Source organism: Streptomyces sp. NPDC024632, assembly GCF_055559175.1.
The window spans coordinates 35,355-55,326 of record NZ_JBVHLD010000007.1; the positions used below are offsets into that span (position 1 = coordinate 35,355).

Genomic DNA, 19,972 nt, shown 5'->3' on the forward strand with positions numbered 1-19,972 from the left:
GCAGTGGTCGTCGTACAAGGACGTACCGGCCGCGGGCGTCAAGCTGCTCGGCGGCCCGCGCGCCCTGACCATGGACGGCGCCACGTACGTCTTCGCCCGCGGCGCCGACAAGAACGTCTGGTACGTGATCCGGGACGGCTCCGGCTACGGCGCGTGGCACAAGCTCACCGGGATAAGCGTGGACGACGACCCGGCGGTGGCGTCCGCGCACGCCGGGCGGATCGACCTGTTCGGGCTCGGCACCGACGGGCTGCTCTACCGCCGCACGCTGACCGACGGCTACTGGAACGCCTGGTCGCAGGTGGACGAGCGGACCCGCTTCGACGCGGCGCCCGCCGCCGCGTCCTCGGAGCCCGGCCGGATCGACCTGGTCGGACGGGTCGGCGGCGACCTGGTGACCGCGTCGCTGGTCGGCGACCGCTGGAACGCCTGGGCGCTGGTGCCCACCGCGGGCCGGATCACCTCGGCCCCTGCGCTGATCTCCCGGTCCCGCGGCTCCCTGGACGCCTTCGTGGTCCGCAAGGCCGACGGCGCCGTGCTGCGGCTCCCGTACTCCGGCGGCGCCTGGCGGCCCAGCGAGGTCATCAAGGGCCTGGACACCTCCGCGCGCCCCGACGCGGTCGCCGCCTCGGGCCGGCTCTTCGCCTTCACGCCCGGCACCCAGGCCGCCGCCGCGCTCGACGGCGACGCCGCCTCGCTGGAGGGCGACTGGGCCACCGCGCCCTTCACCGCGCCCACCGACGCGGCCCTGGGCGCCGCCGCCTCCGCGCACACCCTGGAGCTGTACTCCAGGACGCCGTCGGGCACCCTCACCCGCACCACGGCCCACATCTGACGCGATCCGGCCCGCCCGGCACCGGATCGCGGGCCCTCCCGGCGGCCGGCGGGCTCCCGGCCGGGGCGGGTCCGCTCGACCAGCCGGTAGGCTGGAGCCGTGGCGATCGTCGATGTTTCCGAAGAGCTGAAGTCCCTGTCCTCGACCATGGGGTCGATCGAGGCCGTCCTCGACCTCGACCGGATGCGGGCCGACATCGCCGCGCTGGAGGAGCAGGCCGCGGTGCCGTCCCTGTGGGACGACCCGGAGAACGCGCAGAAGATCACCAGCCGGCTCTCCCACCTCCAGGCGGAGCTGCGCAAGGTCGAGGCGCTGCGCGGCCGGATCGACGACCTGTCCATCCTCTTCGAGCTGGCCGAGAGCGAGGACGACGCCGACGCGCAGACCGAGGCCGAGGCCGAGCTGGAGTCGGTACGCAAGGCGCTGGACGAGATGGAGGTCCGCACCCTGCTGTCCGGCGAGTACGACGCCCGTGAGGCGCTGGTCAACATCCGCGCCGAGGCGGGCGGTGTCGACGCCGCCGACTTCGCGGAGCAGCTCCAGCGGATGTATCTGCGCTGGGCCGAGCGGCACGGCTACCCGACGGAGGTCTACGAGACCTCGTACGCGGAGGAGGCCGGCATCAAGTCGACCACCTTCACCGTCAAGGTCCCCTACGCCTACGGCACCCTCTCCGTCGAGCAGGGCACCCACCGCATGGTGCGGATCTCGCCCTTCGACAACCAGGGCCGCCGCCAGACGTCCTTCGCGGGCGTCGAGGTGCTGCCGGTCGTGGAGCAGTCCGACCACGTCGAGATCGACGAGTCCGAGCTGCGCGTGGACGTCTACCGCGCCTCGGGCCCCGGCGGCCAGGGCGTCAACACCACCGACTCCGCGGTGCGGATCACCCACATCCCGACCGGCATCGTCGTCTCCTGTCAGAACGAGCGCTCGCAGATCCAGAACAAGGCGAGCGCGATGAACGTCCTCCAGGCCAAGCTGCTGGAGCGGCGCCGCCAGGAGGAGCAGGCCCTGATGGACTCCCTCGGCAAGTCCGACGGCGGCAACTCCTGGGGCAACCAGATGCGTTCGTACGTCCTGCACCCGTACCAGATGGTCAAGGACCTGCGCACCGAGTACGAGGTCGGCAACCCGCAGGGCGTCCTGGACGGCGACATCGACGGCTTCATCGAGGCGGGCATCCGCTGGCGCAAGTCCCGCGAGAAGGCCACCGCGTAATCGGAGAAAGCCACCGCGTGTTACGGCCCCGCGCCGTACGGCTGAGAGGGCGATACGGCGCCGCCGTACGGCCGTTGCCTTGATCCCATCTGTCTGCCGTGTCACAGACGTGTGCTGAAGTGCCGGGCAAGACGGGACAGTTGGGGCACTTTGCGCTTAATGACCTTGACGCTCCCGGTGAATGCCACAAAGGTGATGTCCGGCATGCGCGCGAAAGCGGCGTAATCGACCGTGCCCGCAGCGGCGCGTGCTTCAAGCCGACGTCTACCGGGGGTAGTTGAGACATGACCAAGCAGAGCACGAGGGTACGCGTCACGCGCGTGGCGGCCGTCGCGGTGATCGCGGCCGGTGCGTCCCTGACCGTGGCGGGGGCTGCTCAGGCGGCGGTGAGCAGCGACGCGCCGCCGTCGGCCACCGCGGTGGTGGACCCGCCCACGACGGACCCGACGGACGAACCGACCACGCCGCCGACCGACGAGCCGACCACGCCCCCCACCACGCCCCCGACGACGCCTCCCACGACGCCGCCGACCACGCCCCCCACCACCCCGCCGACGACGCCTCCCACGACGCCGCCGACCACTCCGCCCACCACGCCTCCGACGACCGCGCCCGGCTCCATCGCCGGTGTCAGCGGCGGCAGCGACGACGGCGGTCCGAGCGGTTCGCCGAGCCCCAGCGTCAGCCCGAGCGCGACGGGCAACAGCAACACCTGCACCCTGACCGGTGACAGCGTCGACTGCGGGAACAACAACCCCGGCACCGACAACACCCAGCAGGTCCCGCAGAGCCAGACGACGCAGCAGCTCGCCGAGACCGGCTCCGACGGCACCACGTACATGCTCATCGGCGCCGCCGCCCTCGTGGCGGGCGGCGTCGGCTTCAAGCTGGCCCCGCGCCTGAAGGAGCGCCGCGACGCCTCCTGAGGCGCCGCGCGACCGCACCTGACGCGCACGACGGAGGGCCCGGAACGCGATGCGTTCCGGGCCCTCCGTGCTGTCTCAGCTCGCCCACCCGTGAATGTGACGTACCTCTCACGTATTTCTCACGTGCCGCCCGCGGGACTGCTCTACGCGGTCGCGTGCTCCACCACGAGCACCACCGTCAGCAGGGCCACGAGCAGGGCTATCAAGGTCGCGGGGGAGATGTTGGACCAGGGATTCTCCCGCTCCAGGCGGGCGCGGTTCGCCCGGCAGACGGGGCAGCGGCCCTCGCTCACCGGACCCGCGCAGTTGGCGCACACCAGCCGGTCGCACGTCATGCGATCTCCTCCTCGTCCGGTGAACGCCCCGGGAGGCCGAAGTGTTCCTTGTTCCACTGTGCCAGCTTCCGCCGGATTCGGCGCGGCCCCCGGTGGACCGGCGGCCCGTACGGCGGCTCCGGCGGGGTCCGCGAGAGCGGCGCGGGCGGGGGAGCGGACCTCCGGTGGCGGCCGGCCGCGCTGAGGTGTAAGGGGTCAATGACGGGTTTGTCCGCGTGTGCCCTGTGGGCAAGCCCACCAACCCTCCCCGGCGACTGCGCACCCCTGGCTCGGTCGCGTAGTGTCGCCCCCACATCCCCTGTCCACCCGTCCCCGCAAACCTGGTGCGAACGTGATCCGATTCGACAGCGTCACCAAGACCTACCCCAAGCAGAACCGTCCTGCACTTCGGGACGTCTCGCTGGAGATCGAGAAGGGTGAGTTCGTCTTCCTGGTGGGCTCGTCCGGCTCGGGAAAGTCGACCTTCCTGCGGCTGATCCTGCGCGAAGAGCGCACGGACACGGGAATGGTGCACGTCCTCGGCAAGGACCTCAACCGGCTGTCGAACTGGAAGGTGCCGCAGATGCGGCGCCAACTCGGCACCGTGTTCCAGGACTTCCGGCTGCTGCCCAACAAGACGGTCGCGGAGAACGTGGCGTTCGCCCTCGAAGTGATCGGCAAGGCCCGCGGCACCATCCGCAAGACCGTGCCCGAAGTGCTCGACCTGGTCGGCCTCGCGGGCAAGGAGGACCGGATGCCCGGCGAGCTGTCCGGCGGTGAGCAGCAGCGCGTCGCCATCGCCCGCGCCTTCGTCAACCGGCCCATGCTGCTGATCGCGGACGAGCCGACCGGAAACCTCGACCCGCAGACCTCGGTCGGCATCATGCGCCTGCTGGACCGGATCAACAGGACCGGCACGACCGTGGTGATGGCCACCCACGACCAGAACATCGTCGACCAGATGCGCAAGCGCGTCATCGAGTTGGAGAAGGGGCGGCTGGTGCGCGACCAGTCGCGCGGTGTCTACGGCTACCAACACTGAGAGCCGCGCGTACGGCGTACGTACTGCCGTACAGCAGTAGTCACCACCCCCCTGAAAGGACAACCAGAGACCATGCGCGCCCAGTTCGTCCTGTCGGAGATCGGCGTAGGACTCCGCCGCAATCTCACCATGACCTTCGCGGTGATCATCTCCGTCGCGCTCTCCCTCGCCCTGACCGGTGGCGCCCTGCTGGCCAACAAGCAGGTCAAGTCCATGAAGGGCTACTGGTACGACAAGGTCCAGGTCACCATCTACATGTGCAACAAGGGCGACGCGTCGACGACGCCCAGTTGCGCCAAGGGCGCCGTCACCGACGACCAGAAGGCCCAGATCAAGGCCGACCTGGAAAAGCTCCCGATCGTGGAGAAGGTCTACTTCGAGAACGCCGAGCAGGCGTACAAGCACTACCAGGAGCAGTTCAAGAGCTCCCCGCTCGCGGCCTCGATCACCCCGGACCAGATGCAGGAGAACTACCGGGTCAAACTCAGGGACCCGACGAAGTTCACCGTCGTCGCGAGCGCCTTCGACGGGCGTCCGGGGGTGCAGTCCGTTGAGGATCAACGGGCCGTGCTGAAGAACCTCTTCTCGCTGCTGAACGGTATGACGCTGGCCGCCTGGGTGGTGCTGGCCTTCATGCTCACCGTCGCGATGCTGCTGATCGTGAACACCGTGCGCGTGTCCGCCTTCAGCCGCCGCAGAGAGACCGGCATCATGCGGCTGGTCGGCGCCTCCAGCTTCTACATCCAGATGCCGTTCATCATGGAGGCGGCCTTCGCCGGACTCGTGGGCGCGGGGCTGGCGTGCGGAATGCTGCTCGGCGGCCGGTACTTCATGATCGACGCGGGTCTGAAGCTCCAGGAGAAGATCCCGCTGGTCTCCTTCCTCGGCTGGGACTCGGTGGTCGCGGTGCTGCCGCTGGTGCTGCTGATCGGCGTTGTGATGCCGTCGATCGCCGCCTTCATCGCGCTGCGCAGGTATCTGAAGGTCTGACGCCCGCGGGCCGGGCCCGGCCGTCGCGCCGGGCCCTTCGCGCGGCCGTACGGCGGGGGACGGGTCCCAGGGGGGCGGTGTACCGGTTTGCGGATCATGCCCCGCCGAGGTAGCGGCAACTATCCGTATGCCGCCCGTTTCTGTCCTAGACTTCCGGCCATGTCCGGCCCGTCGCTGTTCGGGACGCCCCGCCGCTTGCGCCGCGGGGCCACTCTGACGTTGGTGTTCAGCACTCTGCTGGCCACCGGTGCGGCGGCCAGCGGACTCACCGCGCCGGACGCCCGGACCGCCGCCCGCGCCACCCGTATCGCCGCCGCGCCGGTCGCCGACGGGCGGCAGGACGACGGCAAGCCGCCGGCCCCGGCCCACGGCGGCGAGCCCGCACCGTCGTCCCCCGCGGCCTCCGAGACCCCCACGGGTTCGCGGGCGAAGCCGGACGGGGCGAACGGCGATCACGTCGACACCGGCCGGATCGCCGAGGAGATCCAGGACGGCAAGGTCGGCCCGCTCGCCGCCGCGAAGCTCGTCAGCCGCAGCGGCGACCGCTGGTCGTCCTTCTACACCGCCCGCGAGTACGCGGGCCTCCAACAGGCGCTCGACGGCCGCTACGTCGGCGTCGGCCTGTCCGTGCGGCGGATCGACGACGGCCGGATCCAGATCGCCCGCGTCCAGCCCGGCAGCCCCGCCGATCGCGCGGGCCTGCGCGAGGGCGACTTGCTGGCCACCATCGGCCCGGTCAAGTGCACCGGCCTCGCGGTCACCGAGGTCGTGGCGGACCTGCGCGGCGACAACGTCCCCGGCAGCGTCGTACAGCTGGGAGTCCAGCGGGCGCAGCGTAGTTGGACGGTCACGGTACGTCGCGCCACGCTCGACACCGACGCCGTCACCGTGACGCGGTCCGCCGACGCGCCCACGGTCGTCAAGATCGACGCCTTCACGCTCGGCGTCGGCGACCAGGTACGCGACGCGGTACGGGACTCCGAGCACGGCGTGCTGCTCGACCTGCGCGGCAACTCCGGCGGCCTGGTCACCGAGGCGGTCGCGGTGGCCTCCGCCTTCCTCGACGGCGGCCTCGTCGCCACCTACGACGTCCACGGCGAGCAGCAGGCCCTCTACGCGGCCGAGGGCGGCGACACCACCGTCCCGCTGGTCATCCTGGTCGACGGCGGCACGATGAGCGCCGCGGAACTGCTCACCGGCGCCCTCCAGGACCGCGGCAGGGCCGTCGTCATCGGCTCGCGCACCTTCGGCAAGGGCTCGGTCCAGATGCCCAGCACGCTGCCCGACGGGTCGGTCGCCGAGCTGACCGTCGGCCACTACCGGCTGCCGGACGGGCGCAGTGTGGACGGCCGCGGCATCGACCCCGATGTGACCGTCCCCTCCGGTGAGGACCCGCTCGCCGAGAGTCACGAGGTATTCGCTGGCCTCGGACCCCCCTCCTAGTGGGACAATGGCCCGGTTATGGCAAAAGAGACGGGTCGCAAACTGATCGCGCAGAACAAGAAGGCGCGGCACGATTACCTCATCCTGGACACCTTCGAGGCCGGGCTCGTGCTGACCGGCACCGAGGTCAAGTCCCTGCGCCAGGGACGCGCCTCCCTGGTGGACGGCTTCGCGCAGCTCGACGGCGGCGAGGCGTGGCTGCACAACGTCCACATCCCGGAGTACACCCAGGGCACCTGGACCAACCACTCCGCGCGCCGCCGCCGCAAGATGCTGCTGCACCGCGCCGAGATCGAGAAGCTGGTCCACAAGACCCAGGAGACCGGGCACACGATCGTGCCGCTCGCCCTGTACTTCAAGGACGGCCGCGCCAAGGTCGAAATCGCCCTGGCCAAGGGCAAGAAGGAGTACGACAAGCGGCAGACCCTGCGCGAGAAGCAGGACCGCCGCGAGTCCGACCGCGCCATCTCGGCCGTGCGCCGCAAACAGCGCGGCTGAGCCGCCCCCGGCCGCCGGCCTCGACGCGCCCGGGGGAGACGCGGGTGACACGACGTCACGACGTCGGCTCGCCCTGAAACGACGAAACGGCACCCTCCCGAAGGAGGGTGCCGTTGTCACATGGGGTGGTGGAGATGGCGGGAATCGAACCCGCGTCCTGTGGTGCGGAATCAGGGCTTCTCCGAGCGCAGTCCGCTGTGCTTTTCTCGGCCCCGGCTGTCACGCGGACAAGCTGCCGACGGGCTCAGTCACTGTTTGATTTCCTTCTGGGGCCCGTGACCGGCCCTAGAAGTTTAGATCCCTTGATGATGCCAGGATCCGGGTCGGGATCACCCCCGGGCTGACACTTCGCAAGTCGCTACTTAGGCAGCGAGGGCGAAGGAATCGCGCTTGGTGTTGGCGATTATTGGTTGCGACATATGGTTAACGAGATCATTGCCGCTTCCTCGGCTCGCTTCCCCTGCTTCGACATCCCCAGTCGAAACCGATCATCCCCATGTTGATTTTTCAAGGTGCACCACCCGAGGGTGGCGGCCGCTTCCATCGTACGGGATCAACGGTCACACGGGCCAGCGCATTCCCCCGTGGGTGGCCCGGCGCACGCCCGGGAGCAAGCGCGCGGCCACCCTGCCGTCACCGGGGAGGGGGCGGCGGCGCGGGTGGCGCCGTTGTGCCACGTCACATCCGTGCCACCGGAAACGGGTGACACACCCTCCGGCCCCATCGGATTCTTTCCAGCATCGCGTGCACATGCATGGAAAGGGGCTGGACCGATGAGACGAACCCGCTTCGCGGCGGTCGTGTCGACAGGGCTGATCCTGGCCGTCTCCGCCGCCGTACCCACCGCGGCCGTCGCCGTACCCGGCGCCGAACCCGTACCGACATCGGGCGCACAGCCGGGGACAACCCCCGACAGCACCGCCACGGTTCGGCTGATCACCGGCGACCGGGTGCGGGTGACGACGACCGCGGACGGCCGGCACACCGCCTCCGTCGAGCCGGGCACCGGACGGGAACGCGTCGTCTTCCACACCTCGGACGCCGACGGGCGGCTGACCGTGCTGCCGTCGGACGCCGACCCCCTCGTACGGTCGGGGCGGCTTGACCGGCGGCTGTTCGACGTGACGGCGCTGGTGGAGCAGCGGTACGACGAGGAGCACCGGGCCTCGCTGCCGCTGATCGTCGCGGGGTCCGGGGGAGCGGCGGCCGACCGGCTGACCGCGCTGGCCGCGCCCGGCGCCCCCACCCATGACCTGGGCAGCATCGGGGCCCACTCCCTCACCGTCCCCGACGCGAAGCTCGCCGCCTTCTGGCAGCAGATCGTGCCCGCGGGAACGGACACCGGGAAGACCGGCACCGCGGCGACCGGCACCGGGCCGGCCGACACCGCGAAGGGCGCCGCCGTCCCGAAGATCTGGCTCGACGGCCGGGTCCGGGCGGCGGCGGACAGCATGGACCAGATCGGCGCGCCGCCGCTGTGGAAGGCGGGATACGAGGGCGCGGGCGTCAAGGTCGCGGTGCTGGACACCGGCGTCGACCAGACCCACCCCGACCTCAAGGACCGCGTCGCGAAGGCCGAGGACTTCACCGAGAGCCCGACCGGCACCGGCGACCACTTCGGACACGGTACGCACGTGGCGTCCATCGTCGGCGGTACGGGAGCGGCCTCTGGCGGTGCCCGCAAGGGCGTCGCCAAAGCCGCGAACCTGCTGGTCGGCAAGGTCCTCGGGGATGACGGCTACGGCTACGACTCGCAGGTCATCGCGGGCATGCAGTGGGCGGCCGACCAGGGCGCCAAGGTCGTCAACATGAGCCTGGGCGCCGACGACGAGAGCGACGGCACCGACCCGATGAGCCTGGCGCTGAACGAGATCAGCGAGGCCAGCGGCACCCTCTTCGTCGTCGCGGCGGGCAACAACGGCGAGAACGGGCAGCGGACCGTGGGCATCCCGGGCGTCGCCGACGACGCGCTGACCGTCGGCGCGGTCGACGGCAAGGACGCGCTGGCGAACTTCTCCAGCCGCGGCCCGCGCTACGGCGACGGCGCCGTCAAGCCCGATGTCACCGCGCCCGGCGTGGACATCGTGGCGGCCCGCGCGAGCGGCACGACGCTCGGCGACCCGGTCGACCCGTACTACGTCAGCCTGTCGGGGACGTCGATGGCGACCCCGCATGTGGCGGGCGCCGCGGCCCTGTTGGCGCAGCGGCACCCGGACTGGACCGCGCGCCAACTCAAGGACGCGCTGATCAGCACCGCGCACACCGTGGACGGGCAGGCCGTGACCGACCAGGGCGGCGGCCGGATCGACGTGTCGGCGGCGGCGCTCGGCACGCTCACCGCGACCGGCACCGTCTTCCTCGGCGACATCCACGCGACCGACCCGAAGGCCACCTACCCGGTCACGTACACCAACACCTCCGCCGCGCCGGTCACGTTGACGCTGGGCCTGGCGCTCAGGACGTCGGGCGGCCGGGCGGTGAACGCGGGCGCGGTACGGATCGGCGACGGTTCCGCCGCCGCCACGAAGGTCACCGTCCCCGCCCACGGCACCGCCCGCGCCGACCTCACCCTCGACCCGGCCAAGGTGACGTACGGCTCCTACTACGGCTATCTGACGGCGACACCGGCCGGGGGCACGGCGGGAGCACCCGTCCACACCACACTCGGCCTGGTCGCCCACGGCCCGCTGCACACCCTGACCGTCACCGCCTACGACGCGCACGGCGCTCCGGCCCACCCCACCATCAGCATCTGGGGCGCGAGCGGTCTGCTGTACCCGTCGGGCGACAGCAAGGGCACCTCCGCCTCCGACCTCGAAGAGGGCACGTACCAAGTCCGCGCGTCCTTCCAGGAGATGACGGACGACGGCATGGAGGAACGGCTGGTCGTGCTGCCCGAGGTGAGGCTCACCAAGGACACGGCCGTGACCGTGGACGCCCGCAGGACCACGCAGGTCGAGATCCGTACGCCGCGGCCCGCCGAACAGAGCGGCATCCCCTACTACCAGACGTACCGTCAGATCGAGGGCAGGGGCCTCACCGAGAGCGAGGAGTTCTTCACCGGCATCCTCAGCAAGCTCTACGTCAGCCCCACGACGAAGGTCACCGACGGCGACTTCGAGTTCTCCTCCCGCTGGCAGCTCGCCGCGCCGCAGCTCACCACCGAGGCGCCGGGCACGGGACTGAGGCTGAAGAGCTACTACACCTCGTACTCACCGCTCTTCGACAGCAAGGGCGTGAATCTGACGGCGGTCGACGCGGGCTCCCTGGAAGCGCCGGACTTCAGCGGGGCGCGCGGCAAGCTGGCCGTCATCCGCAACGAATCCGGCGAGGGAGAAAGGGAGTTGGCGGCAGCCGCGGCCAAGGCGGGCGTGCGCGGACTGATGATCGTGCACTTCTCCGACTTCGGCTGGACCCGCTGGTACCCGACCGGCGAGCGCAACGCGGTGCCGACGATACGGATCGGGAAGGCGGCCGGTGACGCGCTGCTGGCGCGACTGGCGAAGAAGCCGGTGAAGACCGTCACCGTACGGATCGGCGGCACGGCGGTCAGCCCGTATCTGTACGACGTGTTCCAGACGTCCACGCAGCAGATCCCGCAGCGCGTCGTCCACACCGTCACCGCCGCCAACAGCGCGGTGATCAGGACGACGTACGCCGAGAACGGCGGCGCCCCGTGGGCCGCCGAGCAGCGCTTCGCGTGGCGGCCGTACCAGAACTTCGCGTGGGAGGCGACGCGGAACGTGCCGACGGGCGTGACGCGTACCGAGTACGTCAGCGCCAACGGCACCTGGTGGATGCACCGGGTCAACCAGGAGACCACCTTCGACATCGACCAGCCGCTGCTGGCCGGCATGGTCGACACGACCACCACCTACCGGGCGGGCAAGCAGCCCGACCAGGCGTGGCAGCAGGCCGTGGTGCGGCCGTCGATCCCGCGCGGCACGCGCAACCCGAGCGTGCGCAACGGCGACGTACTCGACCTGCGCATACCGGAGTTCACCGACTCCGGCGCCGGACACTGGGCACGCGCGGCGGTCGGCGGCGACTTCGGCGGCTTCGGCACGGCGGCCGGTACGAGCCCGGCCTCCGGCACGCGTACGGCCTCCGGCACGAGCGGCGCGCAGGACGCCCCCGTCGAGGGCGACTCCGCCAAGGCCACGCTCTTCCGCGACGGCCGGCGGATCGCCGCCGCCGACTCCCCGTGGGCCGACCTCGAAGTGCCCGCGGGCACCGCCGACTACCGCCTGGACGTGGCGACTTCACGGGTCTCCCCGGAGTGGCGCTACGCCACCGACACCAGCACCTCGTGGTGGTTCCGCTCCGGCACCGCGGCGCGACCGACGCTGCTGCCGCTGCTCCAGGTCGACTACGCGGTACCGGTCGACGCCTCGAACGCGGTGCGCAAGGGCAGTTCGCACACCGTGGGTCTCACCGTCCGCGCCCAGGACGGGGCGGCCGTGCCGACCGGCGTGAAGGTCGAGGTCCAGGCGTCGTACGACGACGGGCGGACCTGGACCGGCGCGCGCGTGGACGGCCGAGGTCACAACACCTTCGACGCCCGGCTCACCAAGTCGGCCCGCTCCAGGGGCGATGCGTACGTGACGCTGCGGGTCACCGCGCGCGACGCCGCGGGCGACCAGGTGCGGCAGACCGTACGCCGCGCGTATCTGTGGCGGGGGTGAACGGGCACGTGAGCCGGTGGCGCTGATCCGACGCCACCTCGACAGCCGGGGCGAGCGGGCCAGTGGGGTGCCCGCTCGCCCCGGCGCGTGGTTCCGGCGCGTGGTTCCGGTACGTGGTTCCGGCGCGTGCTCCCGGCACGGGCTTCGCCGGGCCGCGGTGGTGATCTCCGCTCGTAGTACGGTGGCTGCTCACCCAGCCCCCGTACCCGCGAGGAGGGTGCCATGGCCCTGGAGGCCGCCGGGATCACCGACGCCGAAGAGGCCGCGTACCGGCTGCTGGTGACGATGGACAGCGCCTCGGCGCGGGAGATCGCGGAGTATTCGGGCCTGAGCCCGGACACCGCGCTGTCGGCGCTGACCGGTCTCGTCGCCAAGGCCATGGCCAGCGCCTCCGACGGCCGGCCGCCGCGCTACCGGGCCTACCCGCCGGACGTGGCGCTGCTGCCGCAGCTCAAGCACCGGGCCGACGCCCTGGACCTGGCGCGCTCGGCGGCGGCCGACCTGCTGGAGAGCTACCGGGCCACCGCGCGCCGCCGGGACGCCGGGCTGCTGATCGAGGTCATCACCGGGGCGGAGGCGCTGCGCCAGCGGCTGCGGCAGATCCAGGCGGACGCGCGCGACGAGATGCTGTGGTTCTGCAAGGCGCAGTACGTGGCGATGCCGTCGGGCAGCAACACCGCCGAGTTCGACGCGCTGGAGCGCGGGGTCCGCTACCGGGTGCTCTACGAACGGGACTTCTTCGACGACGAGAGCGCCGTCGGCAACATCGCGGCGGCCGTGCGGAAGGGCGAGATCGCCCGCGCCGTCCCGCACCTCCCGCTGCGGCTGGCCGTCGCCGACCGCTCGGTGGCGATCTTCCCGCTGGTCCCCGGCGGCCCGCACGGCAGCCCCGAGAAACCGTCCACCGCGCTGGTCCGCGACAGCAGCCTCCTCGACGCGCTCATCGCGCTCTTCGAGCGCTACTGGGAGGACGCCGTACCGCTGCACGTCGACGCCTCGGGCGCGGTCACCGGCGCGGCCGACGTCGGCCCCGCGGACCCGTTGTCGTCCACCGACCGGCGGCTGCTGTCGCTGATGGTCGCCGGGGTCGCGGACAAGGCGATAGCCACCCAGATGAACCTCAGCCGCCGCACCCTCCAGCGGCGCGTGCAGAGCATGATGGAGCTGGCGGGCGCCACCACCCGCACCCAGCTCGCCTGGCAGGCGGCCCGCCGCGGCTGGCTCTGAGACCACGCCCCGGCACCAAGCCCTGGCACCCAGCCCCGACTCCCCCCCACGAGGGCCGGCGCACAGCCGGGTGCGGGCGCGGGTGAGCGCGTGGTTGCGCTCGTGTCACCTCGGGGCGCGGGGCGGTCATGCGGCCGTTTCCAGGGTCGGGCCCGACAGTCCACCCCCGCCTTGTCTCCTTCCCCGCCTTCGTTCTCCTTCCTCGCCTCCTCCGCGCTCTGTTACGCCGTCACGTGGGCCGTATACCTGCGGCGACCGGCGCGGGCGGCGGGCGGGGCCGGGCGGACGGCGCCTGCCGGGACCGCCGTCCGCGCGCGGGTGTGAGCGGCGGAGGCGTCCGTAACATCCGGGTCATCCCGGTGAATCGACCCCGTCACCCCGTCTTGGGACGATGCGGCTCCGGCGGGGTGGCCGGGAGGGCGGCGGCGGATCAGGGACGGTCCGCCCGCCGTCCGGCACGCGTAACTCCAGCAAAAGTGGGGCGGAGCCATGCAGGCGCAGGCGACCAGGAACAGCGATCCGGGCCGGGGCGGCGGGGTGCCGCCCCTGGCCGGGTTCACCGTCGGGGTGACGGCGGCCCGCAGAGCCGACGAGCTGGCCGCGCTGCTGGAGCGGCGCGGCGCGGTCGTGCTGCGGGCGCCCGTCCTGCGCATCGTGCCGCTGCCCGACGACACCGAACTGCTGGAGACCACCAGGCGACTCGTCGCCGACGCACCCGACATCGTGGTCGCCACCACCGCGATCGGCTTCCGCGGCTGGATCGAGGCCGCCGACGGCTGGGGCCTGGGCGAGGCGCTGCTGCGCAGGCTCGGTGCGGTCGAACTCCTCGCCCGCGGGCCCAAGGTGCGCGGCGCGGTGCGCGCGGCCGGGCTGCGCGAGGCGTGGTCACCGGCCTCGGAATCGATGGCCGAGGTCCTGGAACGCCTGCTGGAGCAGGGAGTCGAGGGCCGCACCGTCGCCGTCCAGTTGCACGGCGAGCCGCTGCCCGGCTTCATCGAGTCGCTGCGGGCGGCAGGGGCGACCGTCGTGGCGGTGCCGGTCTACCGCTGGATGCCGCCCGAAGACCTCGGGCCCGTCGACCGGTTGCTCGACGCCGTCCTGTCCCGGTCGGTCGACGCGCTGAGCTTCACCAGCGCCCCGGCCGCCGCCTCCTTCCTCGACCGGGCCCGGCAGCGCGGCCGTTGCGACGCACTCCTCGCGGCGCTCCGCCACGACGTGATGACCGCCTGCGTCGGCCCGGTCACCGCGCTGCCGCTCCAGGGCCACGACGTGCCCACCCGGCACCCCGAACGCTTCAGGCTCGGACCGCTGGTGCAGCTCATCGCCAGCGAACTGCCCGGCCGCGTAAGGCCGTTGCCCGTCGCCGGGCACCATGTCGAGATCCGCGGGCACGCCGTCGTCGTGGACGGGACGCTGCGGCCGGTGCCGCCCGCGGGCATGGCCCTGCTGCGGGCGCTGGCCCGCCGCCCCGGCTGGGTCGTCGCCCGCGGCGACCTGCTGCGCGCCCTGCCCGGCTCCGGCCGCGACGAACACGCCGTCGAGACCGCCATGGCCCGGCTCCGTACCGCACTCGGCGCCCCCCAGCTGATCCAGACCGTCGTCAAACGCGGCTACCGGCTCTCCCTCGACCCGCACGCGGACGACAAATACGGCTCGGCGCCGTAAGCCGGTCAGGCGAGCGCGGCCACAGCGGTCCTGACACGCCCTAGACCCCGCGACGGCCGCCGGGCACCCTGGGGGGAAGGTGACGGGCGGGCGGGAAGGCGGCTGACCATGAGTGGAACGAGCCCGCTACGGTTCGACACCGGCCGGCTGTGTCTCGATCTCGTCGCCACCCGCACCGGCCGCCCCGAGCGGGAGCGGCTCGGCACGCCCGACCGGCTGGCGGCGTGGCTGTACGGGACCGGCCTGGTGCCGCGCGCGCCCGGGGAGGCGGCGCGGCCGGACCTCGCCGTGGACGACGGCTGGCTGAGCGGATTCCGCGGCCTGCGCGCCGTCGTCTGCCGGGTCGTGACCGCCGAGGTCGCCGGTGAGCGGCCCGCCGCCGCCGACATCGCCGAGCTGAACGCGACGGCGCTGGCCGCCCCGCCCGCCCCGCGCGCGGTCACCGGCGAGGGCGGCGCCCTGATCCGTACGCTGGCCGCGCCCCCGGAACCCGCGGGACTGCTCGCGGCCGTCGCCCGCGACGCCGTCGCGCTGCTGACCGACCCGCTGGCCCGTACACAACTGCGCCGCTGCGAGGGCGAGAACTGCTCGCTGGTCTACCTCGACACCTCCCGCGGCCGGCGCCGCCGCTGGTGCAGCAGCGAGATCTGCGGAAACCGCGAGCGCGTCGCCCGGCACCGCCGTCGCACCACCACGCGCGGGACTCTCACCTCGCCCCAGGGCTGACCCGCCGGGGTCCCCGGCCCGCCGGAAAACTGACCGCGCCTCAGACCCGACCGCACGGCGGAGTGTGCAGAAGCCCGCAGGTCGCGTACGGTTGCAGGCTGCCCCACGTGCCCCGTCACGTACGTGGGCGGCGCATGACGCAATGAAGAAGGGGGTCCTGCGTGGCCGCGCAGACCACAGCCCACCTGGGGGTCCGGGATCAGGAGATCGCCGTCGAGCAGGCGCATCTGGACCGGGTGTACCACCGCCTCGAAGAGAAGATCGACGAAGCCGAGTTCCTGATGAAGGACGCCGCCCAGCGCGGCCACGTCGGCACGCCGGGCGCGCTCGCCGAACGCGACGCGCAGGTCTTCCGCGCGGGGGTCCACCTCAACCGGCTGAACAGCGAGTTCGAGGACTTCCTCTTCGGCCGGATCGACCTGCTGCGGGGCAAGGACGGCAAGAAGGGCGCCGACGGCGCCTTCACCTCCGTCGAACCCGCCGACGACGCCGTCCGCGAGGACCGGACCGCCGACATCGCCGAGACCCTGCACATCGGACGGATCGGCGTCCTGGACAGCGAGTACGCGCCGCTGGTCATCGACTGGCGGGCCCCGGCCGCCGCGCCCTTCTACCGCTCCACCCCGGTCGCGCCGGGGCGCGTGGTGCGCCGCCGGGTGATCCGCTCCAAGGGCCGCAAGGTGCTCGGCGTCGAGGACGACCTGCTGCGCCCCGAGCTGACCACCGGGCTGCCGGTCGTCGGCGACGGCGCTCTGATGGCGGCCCTCGGCCAGGCCCGCAGCCACACCATGCGGGACATCGTGGCGAGCATCCAGGCCGAGCAGGACATGGTGATCAGGGCGCCCGCCGCGTCCGTCACCGAGGTGACCGGCGGCCCCGGCACCGGCAAGACCGCGGTCGCCCTGCACCGGGCCGCGTACCTGCTCTACCAGGACCGGCGGCGGTACGCGGGCGGCATCCTGTGCGTCAGCCCGACCCCGCTGCTGGTGTCGTACACCGAGGGCGTGCTGCCGTCGCTCGGCGAGGAGGGCCAGGTCGCGATCCGCGCCGTCGGCTCGCTGGTCGACGGCGTCTCCGCCGATCTGTACGACGAGCCCGCGGTCGCCCGGATCAAGGGCTCGCTGCGGATGCAGAAGGTGCTGCGCAACGCGGCCCGCGGCGCGCTCGACCTGACGCCCGGCCGCCCGGCGACGCTGCGCGTGGTCGCCTTCGGCCGCCGCGTGGAGCTGTCCGAGCAGGAACTGGCCGGCATCCGCCACAACACCCTCGGCGGCACCGCGCCCGTCAATCTGCTGCGCCCGCGCGCCCGCCGCCTGCTGCTGGACGCGCTGTGGCGCAAGACCGGCCGCCGCTTCGACGATCCGGAGCTGGCCGCGGAGGAACGCCAGGGCTTCGACGAGGACATCAGCACCGAGCAGGACTTCACCGACTTCCTCGACGCCTGGTGGCCGGTGCTCCAGCCGCGCGCCGTGCTGGCCGCGCTCGCCGACGAGAAGCGGCTGGCCCGCTGGGCGCGCCGGGTGCTGTCCCCGCCGGAGGTCCGCCGGGTGGCGCGCTCACTGCGCAGGACCGGCGCCACCGCGCACGACGTGGCGCTGCTGGACGAACTCGACACGCTGCTCGGCCCGGTGCCGCGCCCCAAGCGCCGCGAGGCCGACCCGCTGGACCAGCTCACCGGCCTGGACGAGGTCACGACCTTCGCCGACCGGCACGACGCGGGCCGCCGCAGCCGGGCCGAGCGGCTGGACGAGGAGCGCACCGAGTACGCGCACGTCATCGTGGACGAGGCGCAGGACCTGACGCCGATGCAGTGGCGGATGGTCGGGCGCCGCGGCCGTACGGCCACCTGGACGATCGTCGGCGACCCGGCGCAGAGTTCCTGGACGGACGTGGACGAGGCGGCGCGGGCGCGCGACGAGGCGCTCGGCACCCGGCCCCGGCGGCGCTTCACCCTCACCGTCAACTACCGCAACCCCGCCGAGATCGCGGAGGTCGCCGCCACCGTGCTGGCGCTCGCCATGCCCGGCATGCAGTCGCCGCGCGCCGTGCGCTCCACCGGTGTCCTGCCGCAGTACGCGGTCGCGGGCGACGACCTCGGCGCGGACGTACGCCTGTGCGCCGCGCGGCTGTTGGAGGAGGTCGACGGCACGGTCGGCGTCGTCGTCGCCATGAACCGCCGCGCCCAGGCCCGCGGTTGGCTCGAAGGGCTCGGCGAGCGCGTCGTGGCGCTCGGCAGCCTGGAGGCCAAGGGCCTGGAGTACGACGCCACGCTCGTGGTGTCCCCCGCCGAGATCGCTGAGGAGTCGCCTGCGGGGCTGAGGGTGCTGTACGTGGCCCTGACGCGGGCGACGCAACGCCTGATGGTCCTCGCGGCCGAGGGCGATCTGCCGGACGCCGAGGGAGTGCCGGACCTGCTGCGCCCCTGACCGGGCGCCGGGGTCCGACAACGGGTCCGAGAAGTGGCTCCTGGCACGGGTCCGGGAACGGGTCCTGGCACCGTTCCGAAAACGCCGTAGGCGCCCCCTCCGGAAGAGGGGGCGCCCACGTGACGTTCACGACACCGGCCCGCCATGCTCGCCTCGCGGCAAGTGGGCGCTCGAAGCGCCTAAGGTTGGGCCCGGGGGCTTGGATCGAGCCGGTGCCGTACTCAGGCTAACAAACGGCTACGGGAACCTCTTCCCGGCGGACGAAAATCTCTTCTTCGGTCCACCCGGTTGCGCCGCTCCCGCATCGCGGAAGTATTCTTCCAATCTTCACCCCACGCGGGTTTACGCGTACCCGTCGGTAGGTGCAACGATCGACGGGCAGCACCACCAGCAGCAGAGGAACCGGAAGAAGGTCCGTCATGGCAACGGCGCCAAGCGTCTCGTACTCGATCACGGTACGGCTGGAGGTCCCCGCCAGCGGGACCGCGGTCAGCCAGCTCACCACCGCGGTGGAGTCCTCGGGCGGTTCGGTCACCGGCCTGGACGTCACCGCGTCGGGCCACGACATGCTCCGCATCGACGTCACCGTCGCCGCCAGCTCCACCGCGCACGCCGACGAGATCGTCGGCAAGCTCCGCGGCATCGAGGGCGTCGCCGTGAGCAAGGTCTCCGACCGTACGTTCCTCATGCACCTCGGCGGCAAGATCGAGATGCAGTCCAAGCACCCGATCCGCAACCGTGACGACCTCTCCATGATCTACACCCCCGGCGTCGCCCGGGTCTGCATGGCCATCGCGGAGAACCCCGAGGACGCCCGCCGCCTGACCATCAAGCGCAACAGCGTGGCCGTCGTCACCGACGGCTCCGCCGTCCTCGGCCTCGGCAACATCGGCCCGAAGGCCGCGCTGCCGGTCATGGAGGGCAAGGCGGCCCTCTTCAAGCGCTTCGCCGGCATCGACGCCTGGCCGCTGTGCCTCGACACCCAGGACACCGACGAGATCGTGGCGATCGTCAAGGCCATCGCCCCCGGCTTCGCGGGCATCAACCTGGAGGACATCTCCGCGCCGCGCTGCTTCGAGATCGAGGCCCGGCTGCGCGAGGCGCTGGACATCCCGGTCTTCCACGACGACCAGCACGGCACCGCCATCGTGGTGCTCGCCGCGCTCACCAACGCGCTGCGCGTGGTCGGCAAGCAGATCGGCGACGTACGCGTCGTCATGTCCGGCGCGGGCGCGGCCGGTACGGCCATCCTCAAGCTGCTGCTGGCCGCCGGAGTGAAGCACGCGGTGGTCGCCGACATCCACGGCGTGGTGCACTGCGACCGCGACGACCTGGTGGAGGCGTCGCCGGACTCGCCGCTGCGCTGGATCGCCGACAACACCAACCCCGAGGGCGTCAGCGGCACCCTGAAACAGGCCGTGACCGGCGCCGACGTCTTCATCGGCGTCTCCGCGCCCAACGTCCTGGACGGTACGGACGTGGCGCGGATGGCGGACGGCGCGATCGTCTTCGCGCTCGCCAACCCCGACCCCGAGGTGGACCCGGGCGTGGCCCGCGAGACCGCCGCCGTGGTCGCCACCGGGCGCAGCGACTTCCCCAACCAGATCAACAACGTCCTGGTCTTCCCCGGCGTCTTCCGCGGCCTGCTGGACGCCCAGTCCCGCACCGTGAACACCGAGATGATGCTGGCCGCCGCGCACGCCCTCGCGGACGTGGTGGGGGAGGGCGAGCTGAACGCCAACTACATCGTCCCCAGCGTCTTCAACGACAAGGTCGCGGGCGCGGTCGCCGACGCCGTACGCGACGCGGCCAAGGCGCAGGGACCGGCGGTGGCCGCCGCGGCGACCGCGCCGGGGGCGGTCTGACAATCCGTCCGACAAACGGATTCGATGCGTCGACCATGTGACGACAATCCGTCATCCCCGTGGTGTCCCCGTGCAATCGCATCGTTTTTTGTGCGACTCGCGCGGTCGGTGG

At 72.2% G+C, this 19,972-nt stretch carries 14 protein-coding genes and 1 other RNA gene; 13 read left to right on the forward strand and 2 right to left on the reverse strand.

Annotated features, from left to right (window positions below; genetic code table 11):
• Positions 1-70: 70 nt before the first annotated feature.
• The 3 genes from ACZ37P_RS15910 to ACZ37P_RS15920 all read left to right on the forward strand — a co-directional run bounded on the left by ACZ37P_RS15910 (position 71) and on the right by ACZ37P_RS15920 (position 2,979).
• Positions 71-835, forward strand: a complete 765-nt coding sequence (locus tag ACZ37P_RS15910; protein ID WP_467347223.1) for a DUF8189 domain-containing protein — start codon at positions 71-73, stop codon at positions 833-835.
• A 99-nt stretch (positions 836-934) separates the two neighbouring features.
• Positions 935-2,053 (forward strand): peptide chain release factor 2, encoded by a 1,119-nt coding sequence (gene prfB / locus ACZ37P_RS15915; RefSeq protein WP_355342958.1) that lies wholly within the window; start codon positions 935-937, stop codon positions 2,051-2,053.
• 284 nt (positions 2,054-2,337) lie between these two features.
• Positions 2,338-2,979, forward strand: a complete 642-nt coding sequence (locus ACZ37P_RS15920; RefSeq protein ID WP_467346876.1) for a hypothetical protein — start codon at positions 2,338-2,340, stop codon at positions 2,977-2,979.
• A 143-nt stretch (positions 2,980-3,122) separates the two neighbouring features.
• Here the strand turns inward: ACZ37P_RS15920 and ACZ37P_RS15925 are convergent, their stop codons facing one another.
• Positions 3,123-3,314 (reverse strand): hypothetical protein, encoded by a 192-nt coding sequence (locus ACZ37P_RS15925; RefSeq protein WP_355342964.1) that lies wholly within the window; start codon positions 3,312-3,314, stop codon positions 3,123-3,125.
• A 331-nt stretch (positions 3,315-3,645) separates the two neighbouring features.
• On the opposite strand from ACZ37P_RS15925, the gene ftsE reads away from it, so the two are divergent.
• The 4 genes from ftsE (at position 3,646) to smpB (ending at position 7,266) form a co-directional block, all read left to right on the forward strand.
• Entirely contained in the window at positions 3,646-4,335 is a 690-nt protein-coding gene (gene ftsE, locus ACZ37P_RS15930; RefSeq protein WP_188284086.1) for a cell division ATP-binding protein FtsE, read from the forward strand.
• A 72-nt stretch (positions 4,336-4,407) separates the two neighbouring features.
• Positions 4,408-5,325: a permease-like cell division protein FtsX gene (ftsX, locus tag ACZ37P_RS15935; protein ID WP_188284085.1), complete on the forward strand. Its 918-nt coding sequence runs from the start codon at positions 4,408-4,410 to the stop codon at positions 5,323-5,325.
• 159 nt (positions 5,326-5,484) lie between these two features.
• Positions 5,485-6,768 (forward strand): S41 family peptidase, encoded by a 1,284-nt coding sequence (locus tag ACZ37P_RS15940; RefSeq protein ID WP_467346878.1) that lies wholly within the window; start codon positions 5,485-5,487, stop codon positions 6,766-6,768.
• Positions 6,769-6,786: 18 nt separating this feature from the next.
• Positions 6,787-7,266, forward strand: a complete 480-nt coding sequence (gene smpB / locus ACZ37P_RS15945) for an SsrA-binding protein SmpB (protein ID WP_355342970.1) — start codon at positions 6,787-6,789, stop codon at positions 7,264-7,266.
• Positions 7,267-7,392: 126 nt separating this feature from the next.
• Here smpB and ssrA read toward each other — a convergent pair.
• Positions 7,393-7,762, reverse strand: a transfer-messenger RNA (tmRNA) gene (ssrA, locus tag ACZ37P_RS15950).
• 277 nt (positions 7,763-8,039) lie between these two features.
• Between ssrA and ACZ37P_RS15955 the strand changes: the two genes are divergently transcribed.
• The 6 genes from ACZ37P_RS15955 (at position 8,040) to ACZ37P_RS15980 (ending at position 19,860) form a co-directional block, all read left to right on the forward strand.
• A complete protein-coding gene (locus ACZ37P_RS15955) occupies positions 8,040-11,951 on the forward strand; it encodes a S8 family serine peptidase (protein ID WP_467346880.1) in 3,912 nt (1,303 codons plus the stop codon).
• A gap of 222 nt (positions 11,952-12,173) precedes the next feature.
• Positions 12,174-13,178 (forward strand): helix-turn-helix domain-containing protein, encoded by a 1,005-nt coding sequence (locus tag ACZ37P_RS15960; RefSeq protein ID WP_467346881.1) that lies wholly within the window; start codon positions 12,174-12,176, stop codon positions 13,176-13,178.
• A 489-nt stretch (positions 13,179-13,667) separates the two neighbouring features.
• The gene (locus ACZ37P_RS15965) at positions 13,668-14,843 is read left to right on the forward strand and encodes a uroporphyrinogen-III synthase (protein ID WP_402713187.1); all 1,176 of its coding nucleotides are present in this window, start codon (positions 13,668-13,670) and stop codon (positions 14,841-14,843) included.
• A gap of 108 nt (positions 14,844-14,951) precedes the next feature.
• Complete coding sequence (locus ACZ37P_RS15970; RefSeq protein ID WP_355342982.1) at positions 14,952-15,569, forward strand: CGNR zinc finger domain-containing protein; 618 nt, start codon at positions 14,952-14,954, stop codon at positions 15,567-15,569.
• Between the two features lie 161 nt (positions 15,570-15,730).
• A complete protein-coding gene (locus ACZ37P_RS15975; protein ID WP_467346884.1) occupies positions 15,731-17,995 on the forward strand; it encodes a HelD family protein in 2,265 nt (754 codons plus the stop codon).
• Between the two features lie 419 nt (positions 17,996-18,414).
• Positions 18,415-19,860, forward strand: coding sequence for an NAD-dependent malic enzyme (locus ACZ37P_RS15980; RefSeq protein WP_467346885.1), 1,446 nt, complete (start codon positions 18,415-18,417; stop codon positions 19,858-19,860).
• The last annotated feature ends 112 nt before the right edge of the window (positions 19,861-19,972 follow it).